The organism is Polaromonas eurypsychrophila (genome assembly GCF_014641715.1).
Taxonomy (GTDB): domain Bacteria; phylum Pseudomonadota; class Gammaproteobacteria; order Burkholderiales; family Burkholderiaceae_C; genus Polaromonas; species Polaromonas eurypsychrophila.
In genome coordinates this window covers 1-22,322 of sequence record NZ_BMIG01000020.1, presented here as the reverse complement: position 1 = coordinate 22,322, position 22,322 = coordinate 1, and the positions used below count along the sequence as shown (strand labels likewise).

Sequence of the window (22,322 nt, the reverse complement as noted above, 5' to 3'; positions counted from 1 at the left end):
GGTGTGCTCTCAGTGGTGGACAGTTGGATTGGCCGGGACTCTGCTCTGGACCTTGTTGCGCAGCAGACCGATGCGCTCGATCTCGACCTCGCACACGTCGCCGGGCCGCATGTACAGCTTCGGTTCGCGTGCGTGGCCGATGCCTGACGGTGTGCCGGCGACGATCAGGTCGCCAGCTTCAAGCGTAAAAACCTCGCTGAGAATCATGATCAGGGACTCGACGTCGAACACCATGTCGTCGGTATTGGCCGACTGCACCGTCTGGCCGTTCAGGCGGGTTTCAAGCAGCAGGCCGCGCGCGCCAGGCGGCAGCTCGTCGGCCGTGACTAGCCAGGGGCCGAAGGCGCCAGTGCCGTCGAAGTTCTTGCCCATCATCCACTGGGGTGACTTGAACTGGTACTCGCGGATGCTGCCGTCGTTGAAGACCGAATAGCCCAGCACATGCGAGAGCGCGTCTTCGCGGGAAATGTTGATGCCGCCCTTGCCGATCACGACCACCAATTCGCCTTCGTAGTCCAGCGTGTCCGACAGGTCGGTGTGGATCAGCGCCGCGTCATGGGCGACGACGCTGGTGTTGAAGCGCGAAAACAGCGTGGGGTAGTCTGGCTGCTTGAAACCGCTCTCTTCGGAGTGGTCTTTGTAGTTGAGCCCGACGCAGATGATCTTGGGCGGTTGGGCCACCGGCGCCAAAAACTGGATGTCAGCCAGGTCAACAGCGGCCTGACTGGCCATCATCGCGGCCGCGTTAGTCAGCGCGTTGCCACCGGTGCGGATCAGCGCGTCCACGGCGCCGGGATAGACCTCCGAATCGGAGGTCGTGCCATGCCAGCAGTCGGTTGCCGCGTCATGGACCGCCCACCCTTCCTGCCCTTTTGACAGGAATCGAACCAGTTTCATCTTTTCTCCTTGTGCCAACCATTGAGCGGCTTCTTGCCGCAAGTTGAATATGTATAATTTACCAAATAATCTATTATTTAAAGATTAGTACATACCCGATAAAATCCAATGGCTATGCTGACCCCCAGTAAACCCACCCAGGCAGAAACTGTCTGCCGCCTTATCAGGGCTGAAATCCTAGAAGGCCAGTTGCCTGCGAGTGCGAAGCTGAACATCGGCGCGCTTGAAAAAAGGTTTGATGTGAGCCTGGGCGCGATACGGGAAGCGCTGTCCCGGCTCAGCGCCGAGGGCATGGTGATTGCCGAGGCGCAGCGCGGTTATCGCGTGAGCCCGGTCAGCAGCGAGGAACTGTTGGATCTGACCCGCACGCGCGTGGAGGTCGAGTCGCTGTGCCTGGCGCAGGCCATGAAAAATGGCGACGTCGAATGGGAAAGCCGGATCGTCGCCGCTGCCCACCGCATGGAGCGCTTGCAGGACTCGCCGGCAGATGCGGAAACGCGTGTGACGCAAGTCTGGAGCAACTCTCACCGCGAGTTTCATGAAGCACTGGTGAGCGCCTGCCCCAGCCCGTGGCTGCTGCGCTTGCGCGCACTGCTGCACGAGCAAAGCGAGCGCTACCGCCGCCTGTCGGCACCGCTGGAAACCGACAAGCGCGATGTGCGCGGGGAACACCGTCAGCTCATGGAGGCCGTGCTCAAGCGCGATGCAGTTGCCGCGCTGCTCGCACTGGAGCAGCATTTTTTCTCTACGGCCCAGATCATTCTCAGGTCGCCGCTGTTGCGCGCTGCCCAAACTGCCTCACACGAACAGGCTGACAGTTAGCGATCTCAAAGTGCCGGTCTCGCCGGAGCGCTGTAGGACAGGAAGAGGGTGTTTTGAAGCCAAATACCGGTAGCCGTGGCACCTTTAGCTGCATTACCATGTATTTGAATAGCTGTGCCATGCACCTGCGTGAGCTGCCCTTCCTGCCGAATCACCTTTTGACTCTCCCACCATCAAAAACATGCCACTTTCGGCGGAAAACGCCGCCAGCGAATCTACTCCGCATATCGAGTCGCAGGACCCGCCGGAAGGTGCCTGTTATTTGGTGCTGGGTCCGTGGACGGCGAGCGAGCTGACCGCGCGGCCAGTGTGGGATGCGCTGAGCGCCCACCTGCAATCCCTGGTTGCTAGGGCTCCGGGTCAGGGCGTGCTGTGGGACTTGCGCCAGATCGGGCAGCTTGATCATCTGGGCGCACAGGTGCTCTGGGACCATTGGGGCCGGCAGTGGCCTGCAAAATTGGAGCTTGATCCCGCGCAGCGCGCGGTGCTGGAGCGTGTGGCCGAGTTCAGCGTGGAGCGGCCCGCGATGCCGGTCCGGGGCTTCAGGCAGACCTTTCTGAAGCTCGGCGAGGGACTGCTGGAAGTTGTCGATCACTTCACGGACCTGGTGGCTTTGGTGGGCCGCCTGGTGCTCAACCTCGGCAAGCTGGCCAGAAACCCGCGGGAAGGCCCGTGGCGCGACCTGTCCGGCCATCTGTACCACATAGGCGCGACTGCCTTGCCGATCACCGCACTGGTCGGCTTCCTGATCGGCGTGGTGCTGGCTTACCTGATTTCGCAGCAGCTCAAACAGTTTGGTGCGGACGCCTTCATCGTCAATATCCTGGGCATCTCTCTGATCCGCGAGCTCGGGCCGGTGCTGGCTGCCATCCTGATCGCCGGGCGCTCGGGCTCGGCCATCACCGCGCAGATTGGCGTGATGCGGGTGACGGAAGAACTCGATGCCATGCGCGTCATGGGCATCGCCCACAGCTACCGCCTGGTGATGCCGCGCGCGCTGGCGCTGGCCGTGGTGATGCCGCTGATCAGCGTCTGGACCACAGTGTCGGCCTTGCTGGGCGGCATGCTGGCGGCCGATCTGGCGATGGGCATCACACCGTCCTTTTTCATCAACGCCCTGCCGGCGGCCGTGGATGTCGCCAACCTTGCGCTGGCCACCGCCAAGTCCGTGGTTTTTGGTGTGTTGATCGCGTTGATTGGTTGCCACTTTGGCTTGCGCGTCAAGCCCAACACCGAGAGCCTGGGCCAGGGCACCACCGCATCTGTCGTGACCTCCATCACCGTGGTGATCCTGGTGGACGCACTTTTTGCCGTGCTGTTCAAAAATATCGGAACCTGACATGGATACGGACAACAGGAACACGACAGCGCCACGCAATGACGCGGACGACGTGATTGTCGACATCGCCGGCCTGTCGACCGTGTTCACCAACGGCGACAAGCAGTCGGTGGTGCACAAGGACCTGGACCTGACGATACAGCGCGGTGAATTTTTGTCGCTGGTCGGCGGCTCGGGCACCGGCAAGACGGTGCTGCTGCGCCAGATGCTGGGGCTGGAGCATCCCACCGCCGGTGAGATCACGGTATTGGGCAAACCCGCAGCCGAATTGGGCAAGCGCGGTGCGGCGCAGCGTGTCGGCATGTTGTTCCAGCAGGGCGCGCTGTTCTCGGCCTTCACGGTGCTGGAGAACATTGCTTTTCCGCTGCGCGAACTCAAGACCTTGCCGAGCGCGCTGATACACGAGGCGGCCATGGTGAAACTGCAGATGGTTGGGCTGGCGCCGGAGCACGCTGACAAGATGCCCAGCGACTTGTCGGGCGGCATGGTCAAGCGCGTGTCGCTGGCGCGCGCCCTGATCATGGACCCGCCGCTGCTGCTGCTTGATGAGCCGACCGCCGGGCTGGACCCGGACAGCTCGGACAGTTTTTGTGCGCTGCTGCGCTCGCTGCACAAGGGCATGGGCCTGACGGTGGTGATGGTGACGCACGACCTCGACACCCTGTTCGAGCTGAGCACGCGCATCGCCGTGCTGGCCGACCAGAAAGTCATTGTCAGTGGCCCGCCGCGCGACGTGATCGCCTTCCCGCATCCTTTCATTCGCAACTTTTTTCTGGGGGAGCGTGGGCAGCGGGCGATGGAGCTGCTGCGCGAATACCCGTTCACCGTATGAGGTGCCTCCATAAATCCGCTGCCCGGGCGCATTGCTGCTTTGCGCGGTGCTCGGAATCCTCATGCACCGAAGTGCATTCCGGTGTCCTGCGCTCCGGGCGCCTTGCACTGCATCCCAAGCAACGAATTTCTGGAAGCACCTCGAAAAAGGTAATAAGGACTTAAAAATGGAAAACAAAGCCCATGCCCTGGCCGCCGGCGCATTTGTGCTGGTGGTTGCTGCCTTGCTGGCCGTGCTGGCCGTCTGGCTGACCCGCGACAACGGCGAGCGCAACCTGTATGAGTTGTCCACCCGCGAAACCATCTCCGGCCTGCAGCCGCAGGCACAGGTGCGTTTTCGCGGTGTGCCGGTCGGCAAGGTCGAGTTCATCGGTTTTGACCACAAGGCGGCGGGCAATGTGCTGATCCGCATCTCGGTTGACGAGGGCACGCCGTTGACGCAATCGACTTTTGCCACCCTCAGTTCGCAGGGCGTGACCGGCCTTGGTTTCATCCAGCTTGAAGACGACGGCCCCTCCACCGTGGCGCTGGTGGTCAACGACGACGACCCGCCGCGTATTCCGCTCAAGCCCGGCTTGCTGGACAAGTTACTCAGCAAGAGCGAGGTCATCATGGATCAGGTCGAAGCCGCCAGCACCAAGCTCAACAAACTGCTCGGCGACGCCAATCAGGAGGCCCTGATCAGCGCGGTCAACAATTTCAGCCAAGCCGCCGACAGCATCAACAAGGTGGTGCTCAAGATGGACCCGGTGGTGGCCGGCCTGCCCAAATTGAGCCAGGAAGCCAGCGCAACCATGAAGTCATTCAAGACCGCGGCCGACGATGTGTCCAAAACTGCCACCAGCGTCACCGCTACCGCTGAACGCCTGAACGCCAAGGGCGGCCCCATCGACAAGGTTGCCGAAGGCGGTGCCGCGCTGGCGGCTACCGTGGAGACCTTCAGCGCCGCGACCTTGCCGCGGCTGGGCGAGGTGGCCGAAGAAACTGCGCGCGCGATGCGCCAGCTCCGGCGCACCGTCAATGCGGTGGACGACAACCCGCAGTCGCTGATTTTTGGCAATGGCCCGCCCACGCCCGGACCGGGTGAAAAAGGCTTCACCGCTCCAGGAGGACAACCATGAATCATTTATTTGCTATCAATAAAATAGCTGTTAGCGCCCGCTCCATAGGGGCTGGATGCCGATTTGGCTTGATATTTTCGATGGCCCTGCTGCTGGGCGCGTGCTCGGCCCTGCCTGACAAACCGGTGCGCGCCGCGCTTTACGACTTCGGCCCCGGCGCGTTGACGTCGGAGCCAAGCACGCGGCAGGCACCTTTGGCACCGATAGCGCTGGCCGACATCTCCACCGCGGGTGGCGCCTTGGACAACCAGGCCGTGTTGTACCGGCTGGGCTACGACGATGCCCAGCAATTGAGGCCTTACTCACAGGCGCGCTGGAGCATGCCGCCGGCGCAACTGCTGCGCCAGCGCCTGCGTGAGGTGCTCAGCCGCAACCGCGCTGTGCTCAATGCCGGTGAAGGCCCGGCACTCAATCGCAGCGTCAACCAGGGGGTGCTGCCGCGTGTGTTGCAGCTCGACCTGGAAGAGTTCAGCCACTTCTTTGCATCGCCCGGCAACAGTATCGGGCTGGTTCGCCTGCGTGCCACGCTGGTGGAAACCACGCCCAGCGGCGAAAAACTGCTGGCCCAGCGCAGTGTCACGGTGCAGCGTCCGGCGCCCAGCGCTGACGCGCCCGGCGGCGTGCGCGCTCTAACGGCGGCCTCTGACGCCGCAATTGACGAGATTGCGACATGGCTGCAACAGGTCCCCTGAATCCCGACGCCGCAGGCGGCGCGCCTCAGGAGCGCAGCGCAGGGCCGCCCCAAGCAAGCACGGCCCCCCCGGGGGGCAGCGCCGTACATGAAGTGACAAGCGTGGGGGCCATCTCCCTTGAAGACAAGCTTCGGCAGGCCGGGCTGGAACTGCTCGGCAATTGCCAGAAGATGTCCGGGCGCGGGCCGGGCCTGCTCGAACATTCCGCCATGCTGGAAGACTTCACGCCGCAGGAGCTCGACACCCTGGGCGAGGCCATGCTGCTGATCCGCGCGCAGCCGGGCCAGGTGCTGATCAGCGAAGGCGACGAGGGCGACTGGATGCTGCTGCTGCTCAGCGGCACGGTGGACGTGACCAAGACCACGCCGCCCGGCGAGGATGAGCCCGAATCCCAGGAGAGCTTCTCGCGCCTGGGCGTGGCCACCGAAGGCGCAGCCCTGGGCGAGATGTCCATGTTCGACCGCGACGTGCGTTACGCCACCTGCACCGCCATCGATACGGTGGAAGCTGCGGTGCTCAGCCGCGCAGCGATTGGGCAGTTGATCCGCCAGCACCCCGGCGTCGGCGCCAAGCTGGTCGTCAAGATCACCCAGCTGCTGGCCCAGCGCCTGCGCAACACCAGCAATCGGCTGGTCAAGATGCTACAAAAAAAGCAGCTGCCTGCGCTTGCGTGACATGGGCTGAGGGTGAATTTGACTAGGAAGCCCGACCCAGAATGGGAAACAGCTTGAGCAGCCCGCCGGTCATCACCTCGATCGCCAGCGCCGCCAGGATCAGGCCCATCAAACGCGTCATCACATTGATGCCGGTCTTGCCGAGCACACGCGCAATCGGGTCGGCCAGCGCAAAACAGACGGCCGTCGCCAGACCGATCACCACACCGTAACCGACCAGCGTCACCAGCTGAAGGACGCTCTGCGCCTTCTCCGCGTAAATCACCACGGTGGACATGGTGGCCGGGCCGGTCAGCAGCGGAATCGTCAGCGGCACCACCGCGATGCTGGCGCCCATCGCGGCTTTTTCGGCGCCGTCCTCGAACTCGTTCGTCTGCGCCTTGGCTTCGGCCGGCTGCGCGTTGAGCATGTTCATCGAACTGATCAGGAGCAGCATGCCGCCGCCGACCTGAAAACTGGCCAGCGAGATGCTGAAAAATTCAAGAATCTGCAGGCCCAGCAGCGCGCTGGTGGCAATCACCAGGAAGGCGCTGAACGCGGCAGTGACGATGGTGCGGCGCCGCTGCTCGGGCGAAAAATCGCGCGTGTAGTGAATGAAGAAGGGCACGATGGCCAGCGGGTTGACGATGGCCAGCAGGGTCACCAGGGGTTTGAAGTCCATCGTTACTTGCCCTCTCTTTGCCAGTCATCCCGGACTTGATCCAGGATCCATGCGTCATGAACCACTGCGGGTTGTTTGTGGCATGGATTGCGGATCGAGTCCGCAATGACAAACCGGGCCATTCCATCCATTAACGTCCTCCTGCAATGTCTAGCAGCGCGCCTGTCGTGTAGCTCGATTCCGGCCCCATCAACCAGACAATGCTTTGCGCGACTTCCCCGGCCGTGCCGGGGCGTTGCATCGGCACCTGCAGCGCCAGGTCGCGCGCGCGATCCGGCAGGCCACCCGAGGCGTGGATCTCGGTGTCTATGATGCCGGGCCGCACCGCGTTGACACGTATGCCTTCGCCTGCCACCTCTTTGGCCAGACCGATGGTGAAGACATCAACCGCGCCCTTGGCCGCCGCGTAATCCACATACTGTCCGGGCGCGCCGAGACGGGCTGCGACGCTGGAGACGTTGACAATCGCACCGCCCGCGCCACCGTAACGCGTGCTCATGCGTTTGACGGCTTCACGGGCGCAGACCATGGTGCCGATGACATTGATGTCGAACATGCGCTTGAGCCGCGCCACACTCATGGCGTCCACCCGTTCGGTGCGGTCCACCACACCGGCGTTGTTGACCAGCGCCGTCAGCCGGCCGAGTTTGGCGTCGACTTTTTCAAACATGGCCAGCACCTGGGCCTCGTCGGCCACGTCGGCCTGCACCGTGATGGCGCTGCCGCCTTGCTTTCGGATCTGTCGCACCACCTCGTCGGCGGCCAGCGAATTGGTCGTGTAGTTGACGGCCACTGCGTAACCTTGCCGGGCTGCCAGCAAGGCGGTGGCGGCGCCAATGCCGCGGGAGGCGCCAGTGATCAAAACAACGTGGGACAAAGCCTGCCTCCAGCAAAAAAAAGCAATCCCGGTTACAAACCGGTGGGATCCAAATCAATGTACATCAATCGGCAGCAGCGCCAACAGGAGATATCCGTGAGCATCACCATCGACTACTACTTCACGCCGCAAAGCCCGTGGACCTACCTGGGCCACCAGCACTTTGCGCAGATCGCTGCTGCGGCCGGAGCGGCTGTTCGGGTGCTGCCAGTAGACTTCGGCAAGATTTTCCCGCTCTCTGGCGGCCTGCCGCTTGGCCAGCGTGCGCCACAACGCCAGGCCTACCGGCTGGTCGAGCTGCAGCGGTTCAGCGAGCACCTGCAGGTGCCGTTGAACCGCCAACCCAAATTTTTCCCCGTGGGCGGCGACCCCGCAGCGCGCCTGATCACGGCGGTTGGCCAGCACGACGCCAGTGGGGTAGCCATGACCCTGGCCGGCGCCATTTTCCGGGCGGTCTGGGCGGAAGAGCGCAACATCGCCGACGACCAGGTGCTGGCCGAGATTCTCAAGGAGTGCGGTCTGGACGCGCAGCGGCTGGCACAGTCGCAGGTTCCGGAGATTCAGCAGCAGTATGAAGCGCACACGCAGCAGGCCATCAGCGCCGGCGTGTTTGGAGCACCCACCTATGCGGTGAACGGCGAATTGTTCTGGGGCCAGGACAGGCTGGACTACCTTGAGCGCAAACTGGCGAGCAAGTAAATTGCGCCCTAGACACCTTCACGCATTTCACACATTCAACCGAATCAGGAGACCAACCCATGGCTAACTTCATTGACCTCAAATCCACCGACGGCCTGGTATTTCCGGCCTACGTGGCCGAACCGGCTGGCAAGCCCAAAGGCGCCGTTGTGGTGCTGCAAGAGATTTTTGGCGTCAATTCTCACATTCGCTCGGTCGCCGACGGCTATGCTGCAGCCGGCTACCTGGCTGTTGCGCCCGCCACCTTCCACCGCGTCCAGCCAGATGTCGAGATGGGTTATACCGAGCCCGACATGAACGCCGGTTTTGCGCTCAAGGGTGCGGTCGAAGCCTTGCCTGCGCCCGGCCTACTGCAGGACATCCAGGCCGCCATCAACCATGCGGCGCAGACCTCCGGCGGCAAGGTGGGCATCGTGGGTTTTTGCTGGGGCGGCCTGCTGACCTGGCGCGCGGCCTGCACCTTGTCCGGCCTGTCGGCGGCCGTGCCTTATTACGGCGGCGGCATGACGGCGGGCGATGAACCGGCACGCCAGCCGGCCTGTCCGGTGATGGCCCACTTCGGCAACCAGGACCACTGGATCCCGCTGGACACCGTCGAGGCTTTCAAAAAGGCTCAGCCCGGCGTCGAGGTGCATGTCTACGAAGCCAACCACGGCTTCAACTGCGACCAGCGCGGCTCCTACAACGAAGCCGCAGCCCAACTGGCGAAACAGCGCACGCTGGACTTCTTCGCCAAACACCTGGGTTGAGCATGGCTCTCAGTCAATGTCCTAAGCCTTTTGGGCCCCTGGTCCATAGCTGGCGGGCGCAAGCAGCTATATTTTTAATAGCAATTGCGCCGCTGGCCGCGCGGGCTGCGGACTACGCCGGCCCGCTGTTCGACGCGCACCTGCACTACAACGAGGAAGCCTGGAACGGCAGCGCAGGTCCCCACAGCCCCGCCGACGTGCTGGCGCGCATGCAGCGCAACGGTGTCAAGGCCATCGTCGCCAACTCCCGGCCCAACGATGGCACCAAGGCGCTGGCCTCGCTGGAGCAGACCCTGCAAGCCGGCGTGACGGTGGTACCTTTCATCCGCCTGTACCGCAACCGCGCCGACTATGACAGCTGGTTTCGCGACGAGACGATTTACGAGATGGTGCAAACCGAGTTTGCGCGCGGCGTCACCGGCGCGCAGGTCGGACCGTACAAGGGCATCGGCGAATTCCATCTGTATGACAGCGCCAATGCGAACGGGCCGGTCGCGAAAAAACTCATGCAATTTGCCGAGAAGAACAACCTGGCCGTCCTCTCGCATGTGGACGACGTCGCCATCGACCTGCTGATGGCGCATGCGCCCAAAGCGCGGCTGATCTGGGCGCACACCGGTATAGGCGGTGCGCCGGCTGCGCGCGTGGACGCGCTGTTTGCGCGTTACCCGACCTTGATGGGCGAGTTGTCCTACCGGCCTGGCCTGACCTGCGATGCCGGCAAGCTGTGTCCCGAGTGGCGCGCGCTGCTGCTCAAGTACCCAGGCCGGTTCATGATCGGCTCGGACACCTGGGTCAACCAGCGCTGGCAGTATTACGACGAGCTGATGAAGGGCTACCGCGTGTGGCTCGGCGATCTGCCGCCCGATGTGGCGCGAAAAATTGGATGGGACAACGGTGCCAGTTTGTTTGGCGTCAAGGCGCCGTGATACGTCTTCATTATTACCCCAGCACGGCGGCCATGGTGCCGCACATCGTGCTGGAAGAAGTTGGCAGACCTTACCAGCGTGTGCTCGTCGATCGCATGCACAACGCTCATAAAACCCCCGATTACCTGAAGCTCAACTCCAACGGCCTGATCCCGGTACTGACAGACGGCGAGATGGTGCTGTATGAAACCGCCGCGATCTGTCTGCATCTGTGCGACACGCATCCCGAGGCGGGTTTGGCTCCCGTCCTGGGCTCGTCAGAGCGGGCGCACTTCTACAAATGGCTGATGTGGCTGACCAATACGCTGCAGGCCACGCTGATCATTTATTTTTACCCCGAACGCTCGGTCTTGCCCGGTAATACAGCGGGCGCCGCCGAGGTCAAAACGCAGGCCGAAGCAAAAATCGGCGCCATGCTCGATCAGCTCGACGCAGAACTAGTGCGCCACGGCGGGTTGTGGTTTGGTGGACAGCGCTACAGCATGCTCGATGCGTATGTGTTCACGCTGTGTCGCTGGACGCGCAATTTCACCTCGCCAGCAGCACGCACAAGGCCGCACCTGGGGGCATATTTGCAGCGCATGCTGGCCCGGCCTGCGGTGCAGCGCGTGTTCGTTGCCGAAGAACTGGCACCGCCTTTTGTTTAGGCGCCAGACACCCGGCGCGTGAGCTCCAGCGCGTTGTGTGTTGCCGCGCCGCTCGCGGTGTTGTCAAACATGCACCATACCGCTGCGCCATCACGTCCCGCCAGCGCCAGTCGATCTGCGAGGGCCTGCAGCGTGGCAGAGTCGTACCTGGAGTAATAGATGCGCGGCGAACCGTGCAGCCGGCAGTACACCAGGCCAGGCCAGCCACCTGGCCAGCGTCCGGCCTCATGCAGCACCGGATCTGCCAGCACGCGCGCAATGCGCCAATGCTGCAGCAGTGCCTCAGCTTCTGGCGTGAACCAGCTCGCATGGCGCGGCTCCAGCGCGACCGCGCCGGGATACCGTGCCCGCAACGTTTTGAAAAACAATGGTGCGACCCCCATGTCCATGGACAAGCTGGGCGGAAGCTGGACCAGCAGGCAACTGAGCTTGCCGCCCAGGCCCATAACCTGCGCCATAAAACTGTCGAGAAGCGCACCACTGCGCGTCAGCCGCTGTTCATGGGTGATGGTCTTCGGCAGCTTGACCGAGAACCGGAATCCTGTTGGCGTGGCAGCGCCCCAGCGTTCGTAAGTCAGCTTCTGGTGCGGCCGGTAAAACGAAGAGTTGATTTCCGTCGCATGGAGCCGGCCGGCATAACGCTGCAGATGTGTGCCCGCGTCGGGAAACTCCACCGAGCTGTCGCGGGGCAAGCTCCAGCCGGCGCATCCGATTTTCAGTTGCAAAGAGCCGGGTGGGGCCTGCTGCGCCATGCGTGTCGCTACCGGTATCAGCGGGAGGTTCTGGCCAGATACTGCTTGCGCCAGAACACCGTCACCACGACGACAACCAGCAGGATCATGAAGCCGAACACCCACCAGAAGCCGGTGGCCGTGTGAATCAAGGGCAGGAACTCGAAGTTCATGCCAAAAAACCCGGTGATCAGGTTCAGCGGCAAAAACACCGCGGTCAGCGCGGTCAGCGTGCGCATGATGCTGTTGGTGCGGTTGCTCTGTGCACTGAAGTGAATTTGCACCACGGTTTCGGCCGACTGCTCGAGCCGGCGCGCATGGTGCACCACCCGCTGGATGTGCTCGATCACGTCGCGGGCTCGCGCCACCATCTGGTCGCGCCGCGTCTGCGCGAGCTGGGCATCGGCGGCAAACGACGACATCGGCTGTTCCCGCAACGAGTCCAGCCATTCCTGCATCGCATCGTGCTGTTCGTCGCACAGGTCTTCCAGCACATGCAACTGGCTGCGCGCGCCCATCAATGCGCCCCAGTTGATAACACGCGAATTGGGTTTGAGCAGTTCGGCCTGCCAGTGCTCGAGCTGGGTGGTCAGTTCCTTGCGCACATCCAGGTAGCTGTCGACCATGGCGTTGACCATGCGCAGCACCAGGTCGGCCGGGCTGGACGGTATGCGGCTGCGCGCCGACACGCTGTCCACGCTGAACTTGGCGTCTGTCAGCGAGCGTTCGATGAAACTTTTGGCGGTGTAGCAGCCGCGCGGGTGCACGCTGATCAGCAGGCGGTCGAACACCACAAAGCCCACTGCGCGCGAACTGATGCGATTGAATGCGGCCAGGCCGCCGCGCGGCTTGATGCGCGGCTGCCCGCCCTGGCCGTGGTAAGCCTCGATGGCGGCTTCGTGCTCGGCCTCGGCGCGCGTCTCCACCTGGGTCGCCAGCCGCCGGAAGATGATCAAGTCGTAGATCGAGGTGAAGTCGTAGTGTGAGGGGTGGACGGCGTTGCCGAGGTCCAGGCAATGCAGATCAAGCAGGGCAGAGCCACCTATTTTTTGTGCGGCTTGTTGCATGAACGGCAAATGGGTTTCGAATTCGTCGCGGTCAAAAAATATCCAGACGAAACCATCGGCCGGCGGCTGCGCGGGCAGGGCGTCCGAGAAGCGCAGGCTGTCGGCGGTGAATTCAACAATTTGCACGGTGTCTGTCCAGTTTGAAGCTAAATTGGCCTGTGGCCCATGTCTGTAATGCGCAAGTAGCTATCTATTTTGTAGCAAACGAGCGGCTGCCACGGCAAAGTAGGTCAGCACGCCGTCGGCGCCGGCGCGCTTGAAAGCCAGCAGGCTTTCCATCATTACTGCGTCATGGTCGAGCCAGCCGTTTTGCGCGGCGGCCTTGAGCATCGCGTATTCGCCGCTGACCTGGTAGGCAAAGGTCGGCACGCCAAACTCGTCCTTGACGCGGCGAACGACGTCCAGGTAAGGCATGCCGGGTTTGACCATCACCATGTCGGCGCCCTCGGCTATGTCCATCGCCACTTCGCGCAGTGCTTCGTCGCTGTTGCCCGGGTCCATCTGATAGACCTTTTTGTCGGCCTTGCCGAGATTGCCGGCAGAGCCAACTGCGTCGCGGAAAGGGCCGTAAAACGCGCTCGCATACTTGGCGCTGTAGGCCATGATGCGGGTGTGGATCAGCTTGCGCGATTCGAGCGCCTGACGGATCGCACCGATGCGGCCGTCCATCATGTCGCTGGGTGCCACGATGTCCACGCCGGCTTCGGCCTGCGTCAGTGCCTGGCCAACCAGCAGTTCAATTGTTTCGTCGTTGAGGATATAGCCAGTCTCCTTGTCGGGCAGGCCGTCCTGGCCGTGACTGGTAAAGGGGTCCAGCGCCACGTCGGTCATTACGCCGAGTTCGGGAAAACGCTTCTTGAGCTCGCGCACCACACGCGGCACCAGGCCCTCAGGGTTCAGCGCTTCCTTGCCGTCGTAAGTCTTGAGCGACGCGTCAATCACCGGAAAAAGCGCCATCACCGGAATGCCGAGTTGTACGCATTCCTCGGCCACCGGCAGCAGCAGGTCCAGGCTCAGGCGCTCGACGCCCGGCATCGAGGCCACAGCTTCGCGGCGCTTCGTGCCTTCGGTGACAAACACCGGGTAGATCAGGTCGTGCACGCTGAGTGCGTTTTCACGCACCAGGTTGCGCGTGAAGCTGTCACGGCGCAGGCGGCGCGGCCGGCCGGAAGGGTAGGGGGCGTGGACTGTCATTGGCAAATTGTGCCAAAGCTTTGCTCTGCGCTGCCGATTAATTTGGCAGCCGCGACATGGCGCATGAAACGGCCCGGCAGCGCAGGCAAAAAAAATGCCCGGATGACACGAGGTCAGCCGGGCCTGGAAGCCTTTTTGCTGTGACACGTAAAGGCACCCGCTCAGGGAGGAAAAGCGGGGATGCTGCCACCAAAAGGTAACAACACCTGTTAATTCTAGTCACCGCAGGCCGATGTGACAAGCGCTTCCTGGACAGTCGCGTTGGGTGTTCGCAGCGCAATGAATTTTTCTGGCGCTGATCCGCACGGCAATGCCTTGATTGCGCATGGGCCTTCGCCTGCGGGGCGGCTGGCATGCGGGCTACACTTCGCCCATGCTCTGGGTCAAATCACTTCACATCGTTTTTGTTGCCAGCTGGTTTGCGGGTCTTTTCTACCTGCCGCGCATTTATGTGAACCTCGCGATGGTGCCGCCAGAGAGCGTGGCCGAACGTGAGCGCCTGATCTTGATGGCACGCAAGCTGCTGCGCTTCACTACTTTGCTGGCCGTGCCCGCATTGGCTTTCGGCCTGTGGTTGTGGCTGGGTTATGGCATAGGTCGCGGCCCCGCATCTTCGGGAAATGGCTGGATGCACGCGAAGCTGGCCGTGGTGGTGCTGGTCATCGGCTATCACCACGCCTGCGGTCGCGTTCTCGCGACCTTTGTCGCGCAGCGAAACATACGCAGCCACCGCTGGTACCGCTTCTTCAACGAAGTGCCGGTGCTGCTGCTGCTCGCAGCGGTCGTGCTGGTGGTCGTCAAGCCGTTCTGACAGACAGGCGGCACCTCGTGAACTCCCCGAATTCACCAGACGCCATGCCAGCGGACGCGGGCGAACCGGCTTCGCCGGGCGCCATGCGTCGCCCCCTGCAAGGGGGAAAGGAACTACACGGAGCAAAGCGCAGTGAGAACGACGGGGGTGAGCCAACTCCTTCGAGCGAACCGGCTTTGCCGGGCGCGATGCGTCGTCCCCGGGAAGGGGGAAAGGAACTACACGAAGCGCAGCGCAGTGAGGACGATGGGGGTGAGTCAAGTCCTTCGAGCGATCCGGCTTCGCCGGGCGCCATGCGTCGTCCCCTGCAAGGGGAGGCAGAACTACACGGAGCAAAGCGAAGTGAGAATGTCAGGGGTGTGCCATCAGCTAGCTGGCCGCTCGCGTTGGCGACCGTCTGCCTGATTGTTTATGCCAGCCTTTATCCCTTTGCCGAATGGCGCAACCAGGGCATCTCACCGCTGAATTTTTTGACCGCACCCTTGCCGCGTTACTGGACCGGTTTTGATGTGGGCGTCAACCTGGCAGGCTACGCGCCGCTGGGTTTTCTGCTGGCCCTGGCTGCGCTGCGCAGCGGGCGCTTGCGCTGGGCGGTCAGCGTGGCCGTGCTCAGCGCGGCGGCCCTGTCCTTGAGCCTGGAAGCACTGCAAAGTTACCTTCCGTCGCGTGTTCCCTCGAATGTGGACTTTGCGCTGAACAGCGCCGGCGCCTGGTTGGGCGCCTGCAGCGCCTGGCTGCTCGAAAAAGCCGGCGCCATCGCGCGCTGGAGCCGGGTGCGCGCGCGCTGGTTTGTTCGCGACGCGCGCGGAGCGTTGGTACTGCTCGCGCTGTGGCCAGTGGCGCTGCTGTTTCCCGCTTCGGTGCCGCTCGGGCTGGGCCAGGTGATCGAGCGGCTGGAGCACTGGCTGGCCGAAATACTGGCCGACACGCCTTTCCTCGAATGGCTGCCGGTGCGCGACATCGAATTGCAGCCGCTGGTGCCGGGCGCCGAGGTGATTTGCGTGGCACTTGGCGCGCTGATCCCCTGCCTGCTCGCCTATGGCGTGGTGCGCACCTGGCCGCAGCGGGCTTTTTTCTTGGTGGCAGCCTTGGCGACCGGCATTGTGCTGACGGCCCTGTCGGCGGCGCTCAGCTACGGCCCCGCCCACGCCTGGGCCTGGCTGGACCTGCCGGTGCAAGTGGGGTTGATCATGGGCGGCGTGCTGGCGCTGCTGCTGCTGCCGGTGCCGCGCCGCGCAAGTGCCGCGCTGTTGCTTGTCGCTCTGTGTCTGCACCTGTCGCTGCTAAACCAGGCGCCGGTTGGCCCCTACTTTGCCGAGACGCTGCAGATCTGGGAGCAGGGGCGCTTTGTGCGCTTCAACGGCCTGGTCCAGTGGCTGGGCTGGCTCTGGCCGTTTGCGGCGCTGGTCTACGTGCTGGTGCGTTTGTCCGTGCGCAAGGCGGCGGAAGCGGTCGAAAGTAAAATCGAGGCATGACCCCCACCAGCGCGACAGGCGCGGCTCCGGCCGCCGCATCCCCGGACTCTTATTACGAACGGCATATTTTCTTTTGCCTGAACCAGCGTGAAGGCGGCGAAGACAGCTGTGCCAACCACCGGGCGCAACAGGGTTTTGACCGCTGCAAGTCGCAGGTCAAGGCCGCCGGTCTGGCCGGACCGGGCAAGGTGCGTGTCAACAAGGCCGGTTGCCTGGACCGCTGCGCCGCTGGCCCGGTGGCGGTGGTCTATCCCGAGGCGGTCTGGTACACCTATGTGGATGAACATGACATCGACGAGATTGTCGAGTCGCACCTCAAAAACGGCCAGGTGGTCGAGCGCCTGCTGACGCCCGCGCACCTCGGGCGCTAAGTCCCAGAACGAAAAAATGAATGATTTGTGTCGCTAGCCCATAGCAGTCGGTCACAAGCAGCTATTGATTTGATAGCACCCATCTTTGGAAAGACCGTCTCTTGAACGCCCACACCCAGAAAAGCAGTTTCCCCGGCCCGGCCGGCGCCATCGAAATGGCACTCGATGCACCTGCAGGCGCCTCGCGTGGCGTCGCCGTGATCGCGCATCCGCATCCGCTGTTTGGCGGCACGCTGGACAACAAGGTGGTGCAGACGCTGGCGCGCGCTTTCACCCAGAGTGGCTGGACGGCGGTTCGCTTCAACTTTCGCGGCGTCGGCGCGAGCGAAGGCAGCTATGACGAGGGCCGCGGCGAGGTCGAGGACATGCTGGCGGTGGTGCAGCAGGCGGCGCCCGATGGCGCGCTGGCGCTGGCCGGGTTTTCTTTCGGCGGTTTTGTCACCTCGCAGGTGTTTGCGCGCCTGCAGCCGGCGCGCGCCATCGACAAGCTGGTGCTGGTGGCGCCGGCGGCCAGTCGCTTTGCGGTCGCGACTGTGGCCGAGGCCGCGCATGAGCAGACGTTGGTGATCCATGGCGAGCAGGACGACACCGTGCCCTTGCAGGCCGTGATGGACTGGGCCCGGCCCCAGCTACTGCCTGTTACGGTTGTTCCGGGTGGCGGGCATTTCTTTCATGGACAATTGCCGCTGTTGAAAAGTCTGGTCGCGCGCCACCTGCGCTGAACTTTTCTCATCCTTTCCGTCCTCCATTTGCAGGTTTTATTCCCCCATGCGTTTTCTGACAGATTTCCGCGGCCTGGCCGCTTCTTTGGTTTTTGTGTCCTCCGCGTGTTTTCTGCCGCCAGTGCAAGCCCAGATGCCGCAGCCGCCCGAAGTGGCTGCCCGCTCCTACCTGCTGCTGGACGTCACCGCGAACCAGATCCTTGCCGCCAAGGACATCGATTCGCCAGTGGAGCCGGCCTCGCTGACCAAACTCATGACCGAGTACCTGGTGTTTGACGCGCTGAAATCCAAAAAAATCGACCTCAAACAGACCTTTGGCGTCAGCGAGCGCGCCTGGAAGATGCCTGGCTCCCGCATGTTCATCGACCCCAAGATGCAGGTGCCGGTGGAAGACCTGATCAAGGGAATGATCGTCCAGTCCGGCAATGACGCCACCATGGCGCTGGCCGAAGGTGTGGGCGGCACGGCTGAAAACTTCGTCAAACTGATGAACGAGCAGGCCAAGGTGCTGGGCATGAAATCGACCAGCTACAAAAACCCGGAAGGCCTGACCGAGCCCGGCCACACCACGACGGCGCGGGATCTGAGCATCCTGTCGATCCGCCTGATGCAGGACTTCCCCGATTACATGGGCTTTTCGGCCATCAAGAAGTACCGCTACCCCGGCACGCCGGCGGCCAACGACACCAATCGCAACACCCTGCTGTTCCGTGACCCTTCGGTGGACGGCCTGAAAACCGGCCACACCAATGCCGCCGGTTACTGCATGATCGCCACCGCGAAGCGCGACTTCCCGAATCTGGGCGCTGCCGGCGCACCCGGCAGCCGGCGCCTCCTGGCCATCGTGCTGGGGGCCGCCAGCGACAGCGACCGGGCCAACGAGTCGCAAAAGCTGCTGAACTGGGGTTACACCGCGTTTGAAGCGGTCAAGCTGTTCGACGCCGGCCAGCCGGTGGCCTCGCCCAGCGTCTGGAAGGGCAAGTCCAATACCGTCAAGCTGGGCCGTCCCCAGGCCATCGTGATCGCCATTCCTGCCGGCAGCTCCGCCAAACTCCAGACTCAGGTCGCCCGGCTCGACCCGCTGGTCGCGCCTTTTGTCAAAGGCCAGGCCGTCGGCACGCTCAAGGTCAGCACCGGCGCAGGCCAGCCCGTGGCGGATATCCCGCTGGTGGCGCTGGAGGCAGTCGAGGAGGCCGGCATCCTGGGCCGCGCCTGGGATTCGATCCGGCTCTGGATCAAATAAGGCCTGTCTACACGGTTTCAGGTCGTTTCCTGCCGATTTTTGGTGGGTTGAGGCCGAGTCAGAGCCGGCCTGGTTTGCAGCCATCCTCCCAAACTGCTACACTCAAAGGCTTTTCCGGAATTCCGGGGAGATTTTCGTTTTCACGTAAATATTCACGTATTTAGTCAAGTCAGAAATCAGACGTTTAGGGACGTTTTTACATGCCAACCATTAATCAGCTAGTCCGTCAGGGGCGCGAGGTCGAAAAGATCAAGTCCAAGAGCCCTGCGATGGAAAATTCTCCGCAGCGCCGCGGTGTGTGCACACGTGTGTACACCACGACGCCCAAGAAGCCAAACTCCGCTCTGCGTAAAGTCGCCAAAGTGCGCCTGACCAACGGATTTGAAATCATTTCCTACATCGGCGGCGAAGGCCACAATCTGCAGGAACACAGCGTTGTGCTGGTTCGTGGCGGTCGTGTCAAGGACTTGCCCGGTGTGCGTTACCACATCGTCCGTGGCTCGCTCGATCTGCAAGGCGTGAAAGACCGCAAGCAGTCGCGCTCCAAGTACGGTGCGAAAAAGCCAAAGGCTAAATAAGCCAAACCGGCTCGGGTTTTATCGCCCGCGCCAGAGGATGTTGTCATGACGTCTTCAAAAACAGGTGTTTGAATCACCCTGGCAGGTGGTTCAAGCGAAGTGACCCAAGTGCAAATAGTTGCACCGGTCGAGTAAGTGAGGGTTTTGATAACCCTCGCGGCATGGCCCGAAACGGCAGTGCCAACTGAAGCAAAGAGGTGAAAAAATGCCACGTCGTCGCGAAGTCCCTAAACGTGAGATTCTTCCTGATCCTAAATACGGCAATGTTGACCTTGCCAAATTCATGAACGTGATCATGCAGGGCGGCAAGAAAGCCGTCGCAGAGCGCATCATTTATGGCGCGCTCGACTTCATCGAGAAAAAGAACCCCGGCAAAGATCCGCTGGAAGCCTTTCATATGGCCATCGGCAACATCAAGCCCATGGTTGAAGTGAAGTCCCGCCGCGTTGGCGGTGCCAACTACCAGGTGCCGGTTGAAGTGCGCCCGGTCCGTCGCATGGCTCTCGCCATGCGCTGGCTGAAAGAGGCGGCCAAGAAGCGCGGCGAGAAGTCCATGTCCCTGCGTCTGGCCAATGAGCTGATGGAGGCCACCGAAGGTCGTGGCGGCGCCATGAAAAAGCGTGACGAAGTTCACCGCATGGCCGAAGCCAACAAGGCATTCAGCCACTTCCGCTTCTAAGAGCGATTGCCATGTTTGCTGCGCGGATTTGACGCGTTGCTGGCCGGAGTCAAAGGTGTTCAGACGCCTTGATTCCCGCCGGCTCAACCCAATTTTCTGCCAGCTGCGTGCAAAACGTGCAGTTGGCAGACGCGTAGAAAAAACATGAAAAGTGTTTTAGCAACGAGTCTTTGTTCGTCTTTCGAACTGAAAGTAATTTATGCCCCGCGCTACCCCCATCGAAAACTACCGAAACATTGGTATCTCCGCGCACATTGATGCCGGTAAAACCACCACCACCGAGCGTGTTCTCTTCTACACCGGTGTGAACCACAAGATTGGTGAAGTTCATGATGGCGCAGCCACGATGGACTGGATGGAGCAGGAGCAGGAGCGTGGCATCACGATCACCTCCGCTGCGACCACCTGCTTCTGGAAGGGCATGGACAAGTCCCTGCCAGAGCACCGCATCAACATCATTGACACCCCGGGCCACGTTGACTTCACGATTGAAGTCGAGCGCTCGATGCGCGTGCTTGACGGCGCGTGCATGGTGTATTGCGCCGTGGGCGGCGTGCAGCCCCAGTCCGAGACCGTCTGGCGTCAGGCCAACAAGTACAAAGTGCCGCGTCTGGCCTTTGTCAACAAGATGGACCGTACCGGCGCCAACTTTTTCAAAGTCGTTGAGCAAATGAAGCTGCGCCTCAAAGCCAGCCCGGTTCCCATGGTGATCCCTATCGGCGCTGAAGAAAACTTCACCGGCGTGGTCGATCTGATCAAGATGAAAGCCATCATCTGGGATGAGGCTTCGCAGGGCATGAAGTTTGACTACCGTGAAATTCCGGCCGAGCTGCTTGAGCTGGCCAAGGAGTGGCGCGAGAAGATGGTTGAAGCTGCCGCCGAAGCGTCTGAAGAGTTCATGAACAAGTACCTTGAAGAAGGTGACTTGACCGAAGACGAGATCAAGCTGGGCATACGCACACGCACGATCGCCAGCGAAATCCAGCCGATGTACTGTGGCTCTGCATTCAAGAACAAAGGTGTGCAGCGCATGCTGGACGCCGTGATTGAATTCATGCCGTCGCCGATCGACATTCCACCCGTCAAGGGCATGGACGAAGACGAGGCGCCTGTCACCCGCAAGGCCGACGATGGCGAGAAGTTCTCGGCCCTGGCATTCAAGCTGATGACTGATCCGTTTGTCGGCCAGCTTACGTTTGTGCGCGTGTACTCCGGCGTGCTGAAAAAAGGCGACAGCGTTTACAACCCGATCAAAGGCAAGAAAGAGCGTATTGGACGTATCGTGCAGATGCACGCCAACAACCGCGAAGAAGTCAGCGAAATCCGCGCCGGCGACATTGCCGCCTGCGTGGGCCTGAAAGACGTGACGACTGGCGAGACCCTGTGCGATCCGGACGCCATCATCATGCTCGAGCGCATGGTTTTCCCGGAGCCTGTGATTACCCAGGCTGTCGAGCCCAAGACCAAGGTTGACCAGGAAAAAATGGGCATTGCCTTGCAGCGTCTGGCTCAGGAAGACCCTTCATTCCGTGTCAAGACCGACGAAGAGTCCGGCCAGACCCTGATTGCCGGCATGGGCGAGTTGCATCTGGAAATCATTGTTGACCGCATGAAGCGCGAGTTCGGCGTGGAAGCCAACGTCGGCAAGCCGCAGGTGGCTTACCGCGAAACCATTCGCAAGACCATCGAAGATGCCGAAGGCAAGTTCGTGCGCCAGTCCGGCGGCAAGGGCCAGTACGGTCACGTCGTGCTCAAGATTGAGCCGAACGAGCCAGGCAAGGGCATTGAGTTTGTTGACGCCATCAAGGGCGGAACGGTGCCGCGCGAATACATTCCTGCGGTTGAAAAAGGCATTCACGAGGCGGTAACGTCGGGTGTGCTGGCTGGGTACCCGGTGGTGGACGTCAAGGTCACGCTGCATTTCGGTTCGTACCATGATGTGGACTCAAACGAGATGGCCTTCAAGATGGCCGCGATTTTTGGCTTCAAGGAAGGCTGCCGCAAGGCCAGCCCGGTGATTCTGGAGCCGATGATGGCGGTTGAGGTGGAAACGCCTGAAGACTATGCTGGCAACGTGATGGGCGATTTGTCCTCACGCCGTGGCATGGTGCAGGGTATGGAAGACATGGTCGGTGGCGGCAAGGCCATCAAGGCCGAAGTACCTTTGTCCGAAATGTTCGGTTATTCGACCACGCTGCGTTCTATGTCGCAGGGCCGTGCAACCTACACCATGGAGTTCAAGCACTACTCCGAGGCCCCGCGCAATGTGTCCGAAGCCATCATGGCTGCACGCGCCAAGTAAGTAAAAAAGATGCTGGCCTTGCAAGGGCCGGCATCGCCAATTTCTTGTCTGCGATTGTGTGCCCCTCGCTGCCCGTGGTGATGGAACAAGCAACACAGTGCAAACGTTAAACCATGCACGGGCGCGTTCTTTACTGGAGTTTTAAATGGCAAAAGGCAAATTTGAGCGGACCAAACCGCACGTCAACGTAGGCACGATTGGGCACGTTGAC

24 protein-coding genes and 1 pseudogene are annotated in these 22,322 nt (G+C 61.9%); 19 read left to right on the top strand and 6 right to left on the bottom strand.

Features of this window, described 5'->3' with window-relative positions; genetic code table 11:
• Window positions 1-9: 9 nt before the first annotated feature.
• A complete protein-coding gene (locus tag IEX16_RS18910; RefSeq protein WP_188710080.1) occupies window positions 10-897 on the bottom strand; it encodes a fumarylacetoacetate hydrolase family protein in 888 nt (295 codons plus the stop codon).
• Between the two features lie 114 nt (window positions 898-1,011).
• On the opposite strand from IEX16_RS18910, the gene IEX16_RS18905 reads away from it, so the two are divergent.
• The 6 genes from IEX16_RS18905 (at window position 1,012) to IEX16_RS18880 (ending at window position 6,376) form a co-directional block, all read left to right on the top strand.
• Complete coding sequence (locus IEX16_RS18905) at window positions 1,012-1,719, top strand: GntR family transcriptional regulator (RefSeq protein ID WP_188710078.1); 708 nt, start codon at window positions 1,012-1,014, stop codon at window positions 1,717-1,719.
• A 181-nt stretch (window positions 1,720-1,900) separates the two neighbouring features.
• Window positions 1,901-3,058 (top strand): MlaE family ABC transporter permease, encoded by a 1,158-nt coding sequence (locus IEX16_RS18900; RefSeq protein WP_188710076.1) that lies wholly within the window; start codon window positions 1,901-1,903, stop codon window positions 3,056-3,058.
• A gap of 1 nt (window position 3,059) precedes the next feature.
• Window positions 3,060-3,890, top strand: a complete 831-nt coding sequence (locus tag IEX16_RS18895; RefSeq protein ID WP_188710074.1) for an ABC transporter ATP-binding protein — start codon at window positions 3,060-3,062, stop codon at window positions 3,888-3,890.
• Window positions 3,891-4,056: 166 nt separating this feature from the next.
• Window positions 4,057-5,010 carry an MlaD family protein gene (locus tag IEX16_RS18890; RefSeq protein ID WP_188710073.1) on the top strand — a complete coding sequence of 318 codons (954 nt, stop codon included), beginning with the start codon at window positions 4,057-4,059 and terminating at the stop codon, window positions 5,008-5,010.
• Window positions 5,007-5,702, top strand: a complete 696-nt coding sequence (locus IEX16_RS18885) for an ABC-type transport auxiliary lipoprotein family protein (RefSeq protein WP_188710071.1) — start codon at window positions 5,007-5,009, stop codon at window positions 5,700-5,702. The genes IEX16_RS18890 and IEX16_RS18885 overlap by 4 nt, the downstream gene beginning before the upstream one ends.
• A 101-nt stretch (window positions 5,703-5,803) precedes the next feature.
• Window positions 5,804-6,376 (top strand): Crp/Fnr family transcriptional regulator, encoded by a 573-nt coding sequence (locus tag IEX16_RS18880; protein WP_229676443.1) that lies wholly within the window; start codon window positions 5,804-5,806, stop codon window positions 6,374-6,376.
• A gap of 22 nt (window positions 6,377-6,398) precedes the next feature.
• Here the strand turns inward: IEX16_RS18880 and IEX16_RS18875 are convergent, their stop codons facing one another.
• Window positions 6,399-7,037 carry a MarC family protein gene (locus IEX16_RS18875; RefSeq protein WP_188710067.1) on the bottom strand — a complete coding sequence of 213 codons (639 nt, stop codon included), beginning with the start codon at window positions 7,035-7,037 and terminating at the stop codon, window positions 6,399-6,401.
• A gap of 130 nt (window positions 7,038-7,167) precedes the next feature.
• Window positions 7,168-7,914, bottom strand: a complete 747-nt coding sequence (locus tag IEX16_RS18870; protein WP_188710065.1) for an SDR family oxidoreductase — start codon at window positions 7,912-7,914, stop codon at window positions 7,168-7,170.
• A 96-nt stretch (window positions 7,915-8,010) separates the two neighbouring features.
• Between IEX16_RS18870 and IEX16_RS18865 the strand changes: the two genes are divergently transcribed.
• From IEX16_RS18865 to IEX16_RS18850, 4 genes are read left to right on the top strand one after another with little or no spacing between them, the layout of a single operon-like run.
• A complete protein-coding gene (locus IEX16_RS18865; RefSeq protein WP_188710063.1) occupies window positions 8,011-8,613 on the top strand; it encodes a 2-hydroxychromene-2-carboxylate isomerase in 603 nt (200 codons plus the stop codon).
• Between the two features lie 59 nt (window positions 8,614-8,672).
• Window positions 8,673-9,362, top strand: a complete 690-nt coding sequence (locus tag IEX16_RS18860; protein WP_188710061.1) for a dienelactone hydrolase family protein — start codon at window positions 8,673-8,675, stop codon at window positions 9,360-9,362.
• 2 nt (window positions 9,363-9,364) lie between these two features.
• Window positions 9,365-10,291, top strand: a complete 927-nt coding sequence (locus tag IEX16_RS18855) for an amidohydrolase family protein (RefSeq protein WP_229676442.1) — start codon at window positions 9,365-9,367, stop codon at window positions 10,289-10,291.
• Window positions 10,288-10,938 (top strand): glutathione S-transferase family protein, encoded by a 651-nt coding sequence (locus IEX16_RS18850; protein ID WP_188710059.1) that lies wholly within the window; start codon window positions 10,288-10,290, stop codon window positions 10,936-10,938. Before IEX16_RS18855 ends, IEX16_RS18850 begins: the two co-directional genes overlap by 4 nt.
• On the opposite strand, the gene IEX16_RS18845 is transcribed toward IEX16_RS18850, so the two are convergent.
• The 3 genes from IEX16_RS18845 to hemB are packed head-to-tail and all read right to left on the bottom strand — an operon-like array spanning window position 10,935 to window position 13,930.
• Window positions 10,935-11,690 carry a DUF72 domain-containing protein gene (locus tag IEX16_RS18845; RefSeq protein WP_188710057.1) on the bottom strand — a complete coding sequence of 252 codons (756 nt, stop codon included), beginning with the start codon at window positions 11,688-11,690 and terminating at the stop codon, window positions 10,935-10,937. The genes IEX16_RS18850 and IEX16_RS18845 overlap by 4 nt on opposite strands.
• Before the next feature lie 17 nt (window positions 11,691-11,707).
• The gene (locus tag IEX16_RS18840; protein ID WP_229676441.1) at window positions 11,708-12,862 is read right to left on the bottom strand and encodes a magnesium transporter CorA family protein; all 1,155 of its coding nucleotides are present in this window, start codon (window positions 12,860-12,862) and stop codon (window positions 11,708-11,710) included.
• Window positions 12,863-12,922: 60 nt separating this feature from the next.
• Window positions 12,923-13,930 carry a porphobilinogen synthase gene (gene hemB / locus IEX16_RS18835; protein ID WP_188710055.1) on the bottom strand — a complete coding sequence of 336 codons (1,008 nt, stop codon included), beginning with the start codon at window positions 13,928-13,930 and terminating at the stop codon, window positions 12,923-12,925.
• Between the two features lie 373 nt (window positions 13,931-14,303).
• On the opposite strand from hemB, the gene IEX16_RS18830 reads away from it, so the two are divergent.
• From IEX16_RS18830 to IEX16_RS18790, 9 genes and pseudogenes are all read left to right on the top strand, one after another.
• Window positions 14,304-14,741: a CopD family protein gene (locus IEX16_RS18830; RefSeq protein ID WP_188710150.1), complete on the top strand. Its 438-nt coding sequence runs from the start codon at window positions 14,304-14,306 to the stop codon at window positions 14,739-14,741.
• A 359-nt stretch (window positions 14,742-15,100) separates the two neighbouring features.
• On the top strand, window positions 15,101-16,216 hold the full coding sequence (locus tag IEX16_RS18825) for a VanZ family protein (protein ID WP_229676440.1): 1,116 nt from the start codon (window positions 15,101-15,103) through the stop codon (window positions 16,214-16,216).
• Window positions 16,213-16,587, top strand: a complete 375-nt coding sequence (locus IEX16_RS18820) for a (2Fe-2S) ferredoxin domain-containing protein (RefSeq protein ID WP_188710052.1) — start codon at window positions 16,213-16,215, stop codon at window positions 16,585-16,587. The genes IEX16_RS18825 and IEX16_RS18820 overlap by 4 nt, the downstream gene beginning before the upstream one ends.
• A gap of 101 nt (window positions 16,588-16,688) precedes the next feature.
• Complete coding sequence (locus tag IEX16_RS18815) at window positions 16,689-17,309, top strand: alpha/beta hydrolase (protein ID WP_188710050.1); 621 nt, start codon at window positions 16,689-16,691, stop codon at window positions 17,307-17,309.
• Between the two features lie 46 nt (window positions 17,310-17,355).
• Window positions 17,356-18,552 (top strand): D-alanyl-D-alanine carboxypeptidase family protein, encoded by a 1,197-nt coding sequence (locus IEX16_RS18810; protein ID WP_188710048.1) that lies wholly within the window; start codon window positions 17,356-17,358, stop codon window positions 18,550-18,552.
• Between the two features lie 200 nt (window positions 18,553-18,752).
• Window positions 18,753-19,130 carry a 30S ribosomal protein S12 gene (gene rpsL / locus IEX16_RS18805; RefSeq protein ID WP_092130055.1) on the top strand — a complete coding sequence of 126 codons (378 nt, stop codon included), beginning with the start codon at window positions 18,753-18,755 and terminating at the stop codon, window positions 19,128-19,130.
• A 205-nt stretch (window positions 19,131-19,335) separates the two neighbouring features.
• Window positions 19,336-19,809, top strand: a complete 474-nt coding sequence (rpsG, locus tag IEX16_RS18800; protein ID WP_188710046.1) for a 30S ribosomal protein S7 — start codon at window positions 19,336-19,338, stop codon at window positions 19,807-19,809.
• Between the two features lie 199 nt (window positions 19,810-20,008).
• Window positions 20,009-22,111, top strand: a complete 2,103-nt coding sequence (gene fusA / locus IEX16_RS18795; RefSeq protein ID WP_188710044.1) for an elongation factor G — start codon at window positions 20,009-20,011, stop codon at window positions 22,109-22,111.
• Between the two features lie 145 nt (window positions 22,112-22,256).
• A pseudogene (locus IEX16_RS18790) lies at window positions 22,257-22,322 on the top strand (GTP-binding protein); the annotation flags it as partial.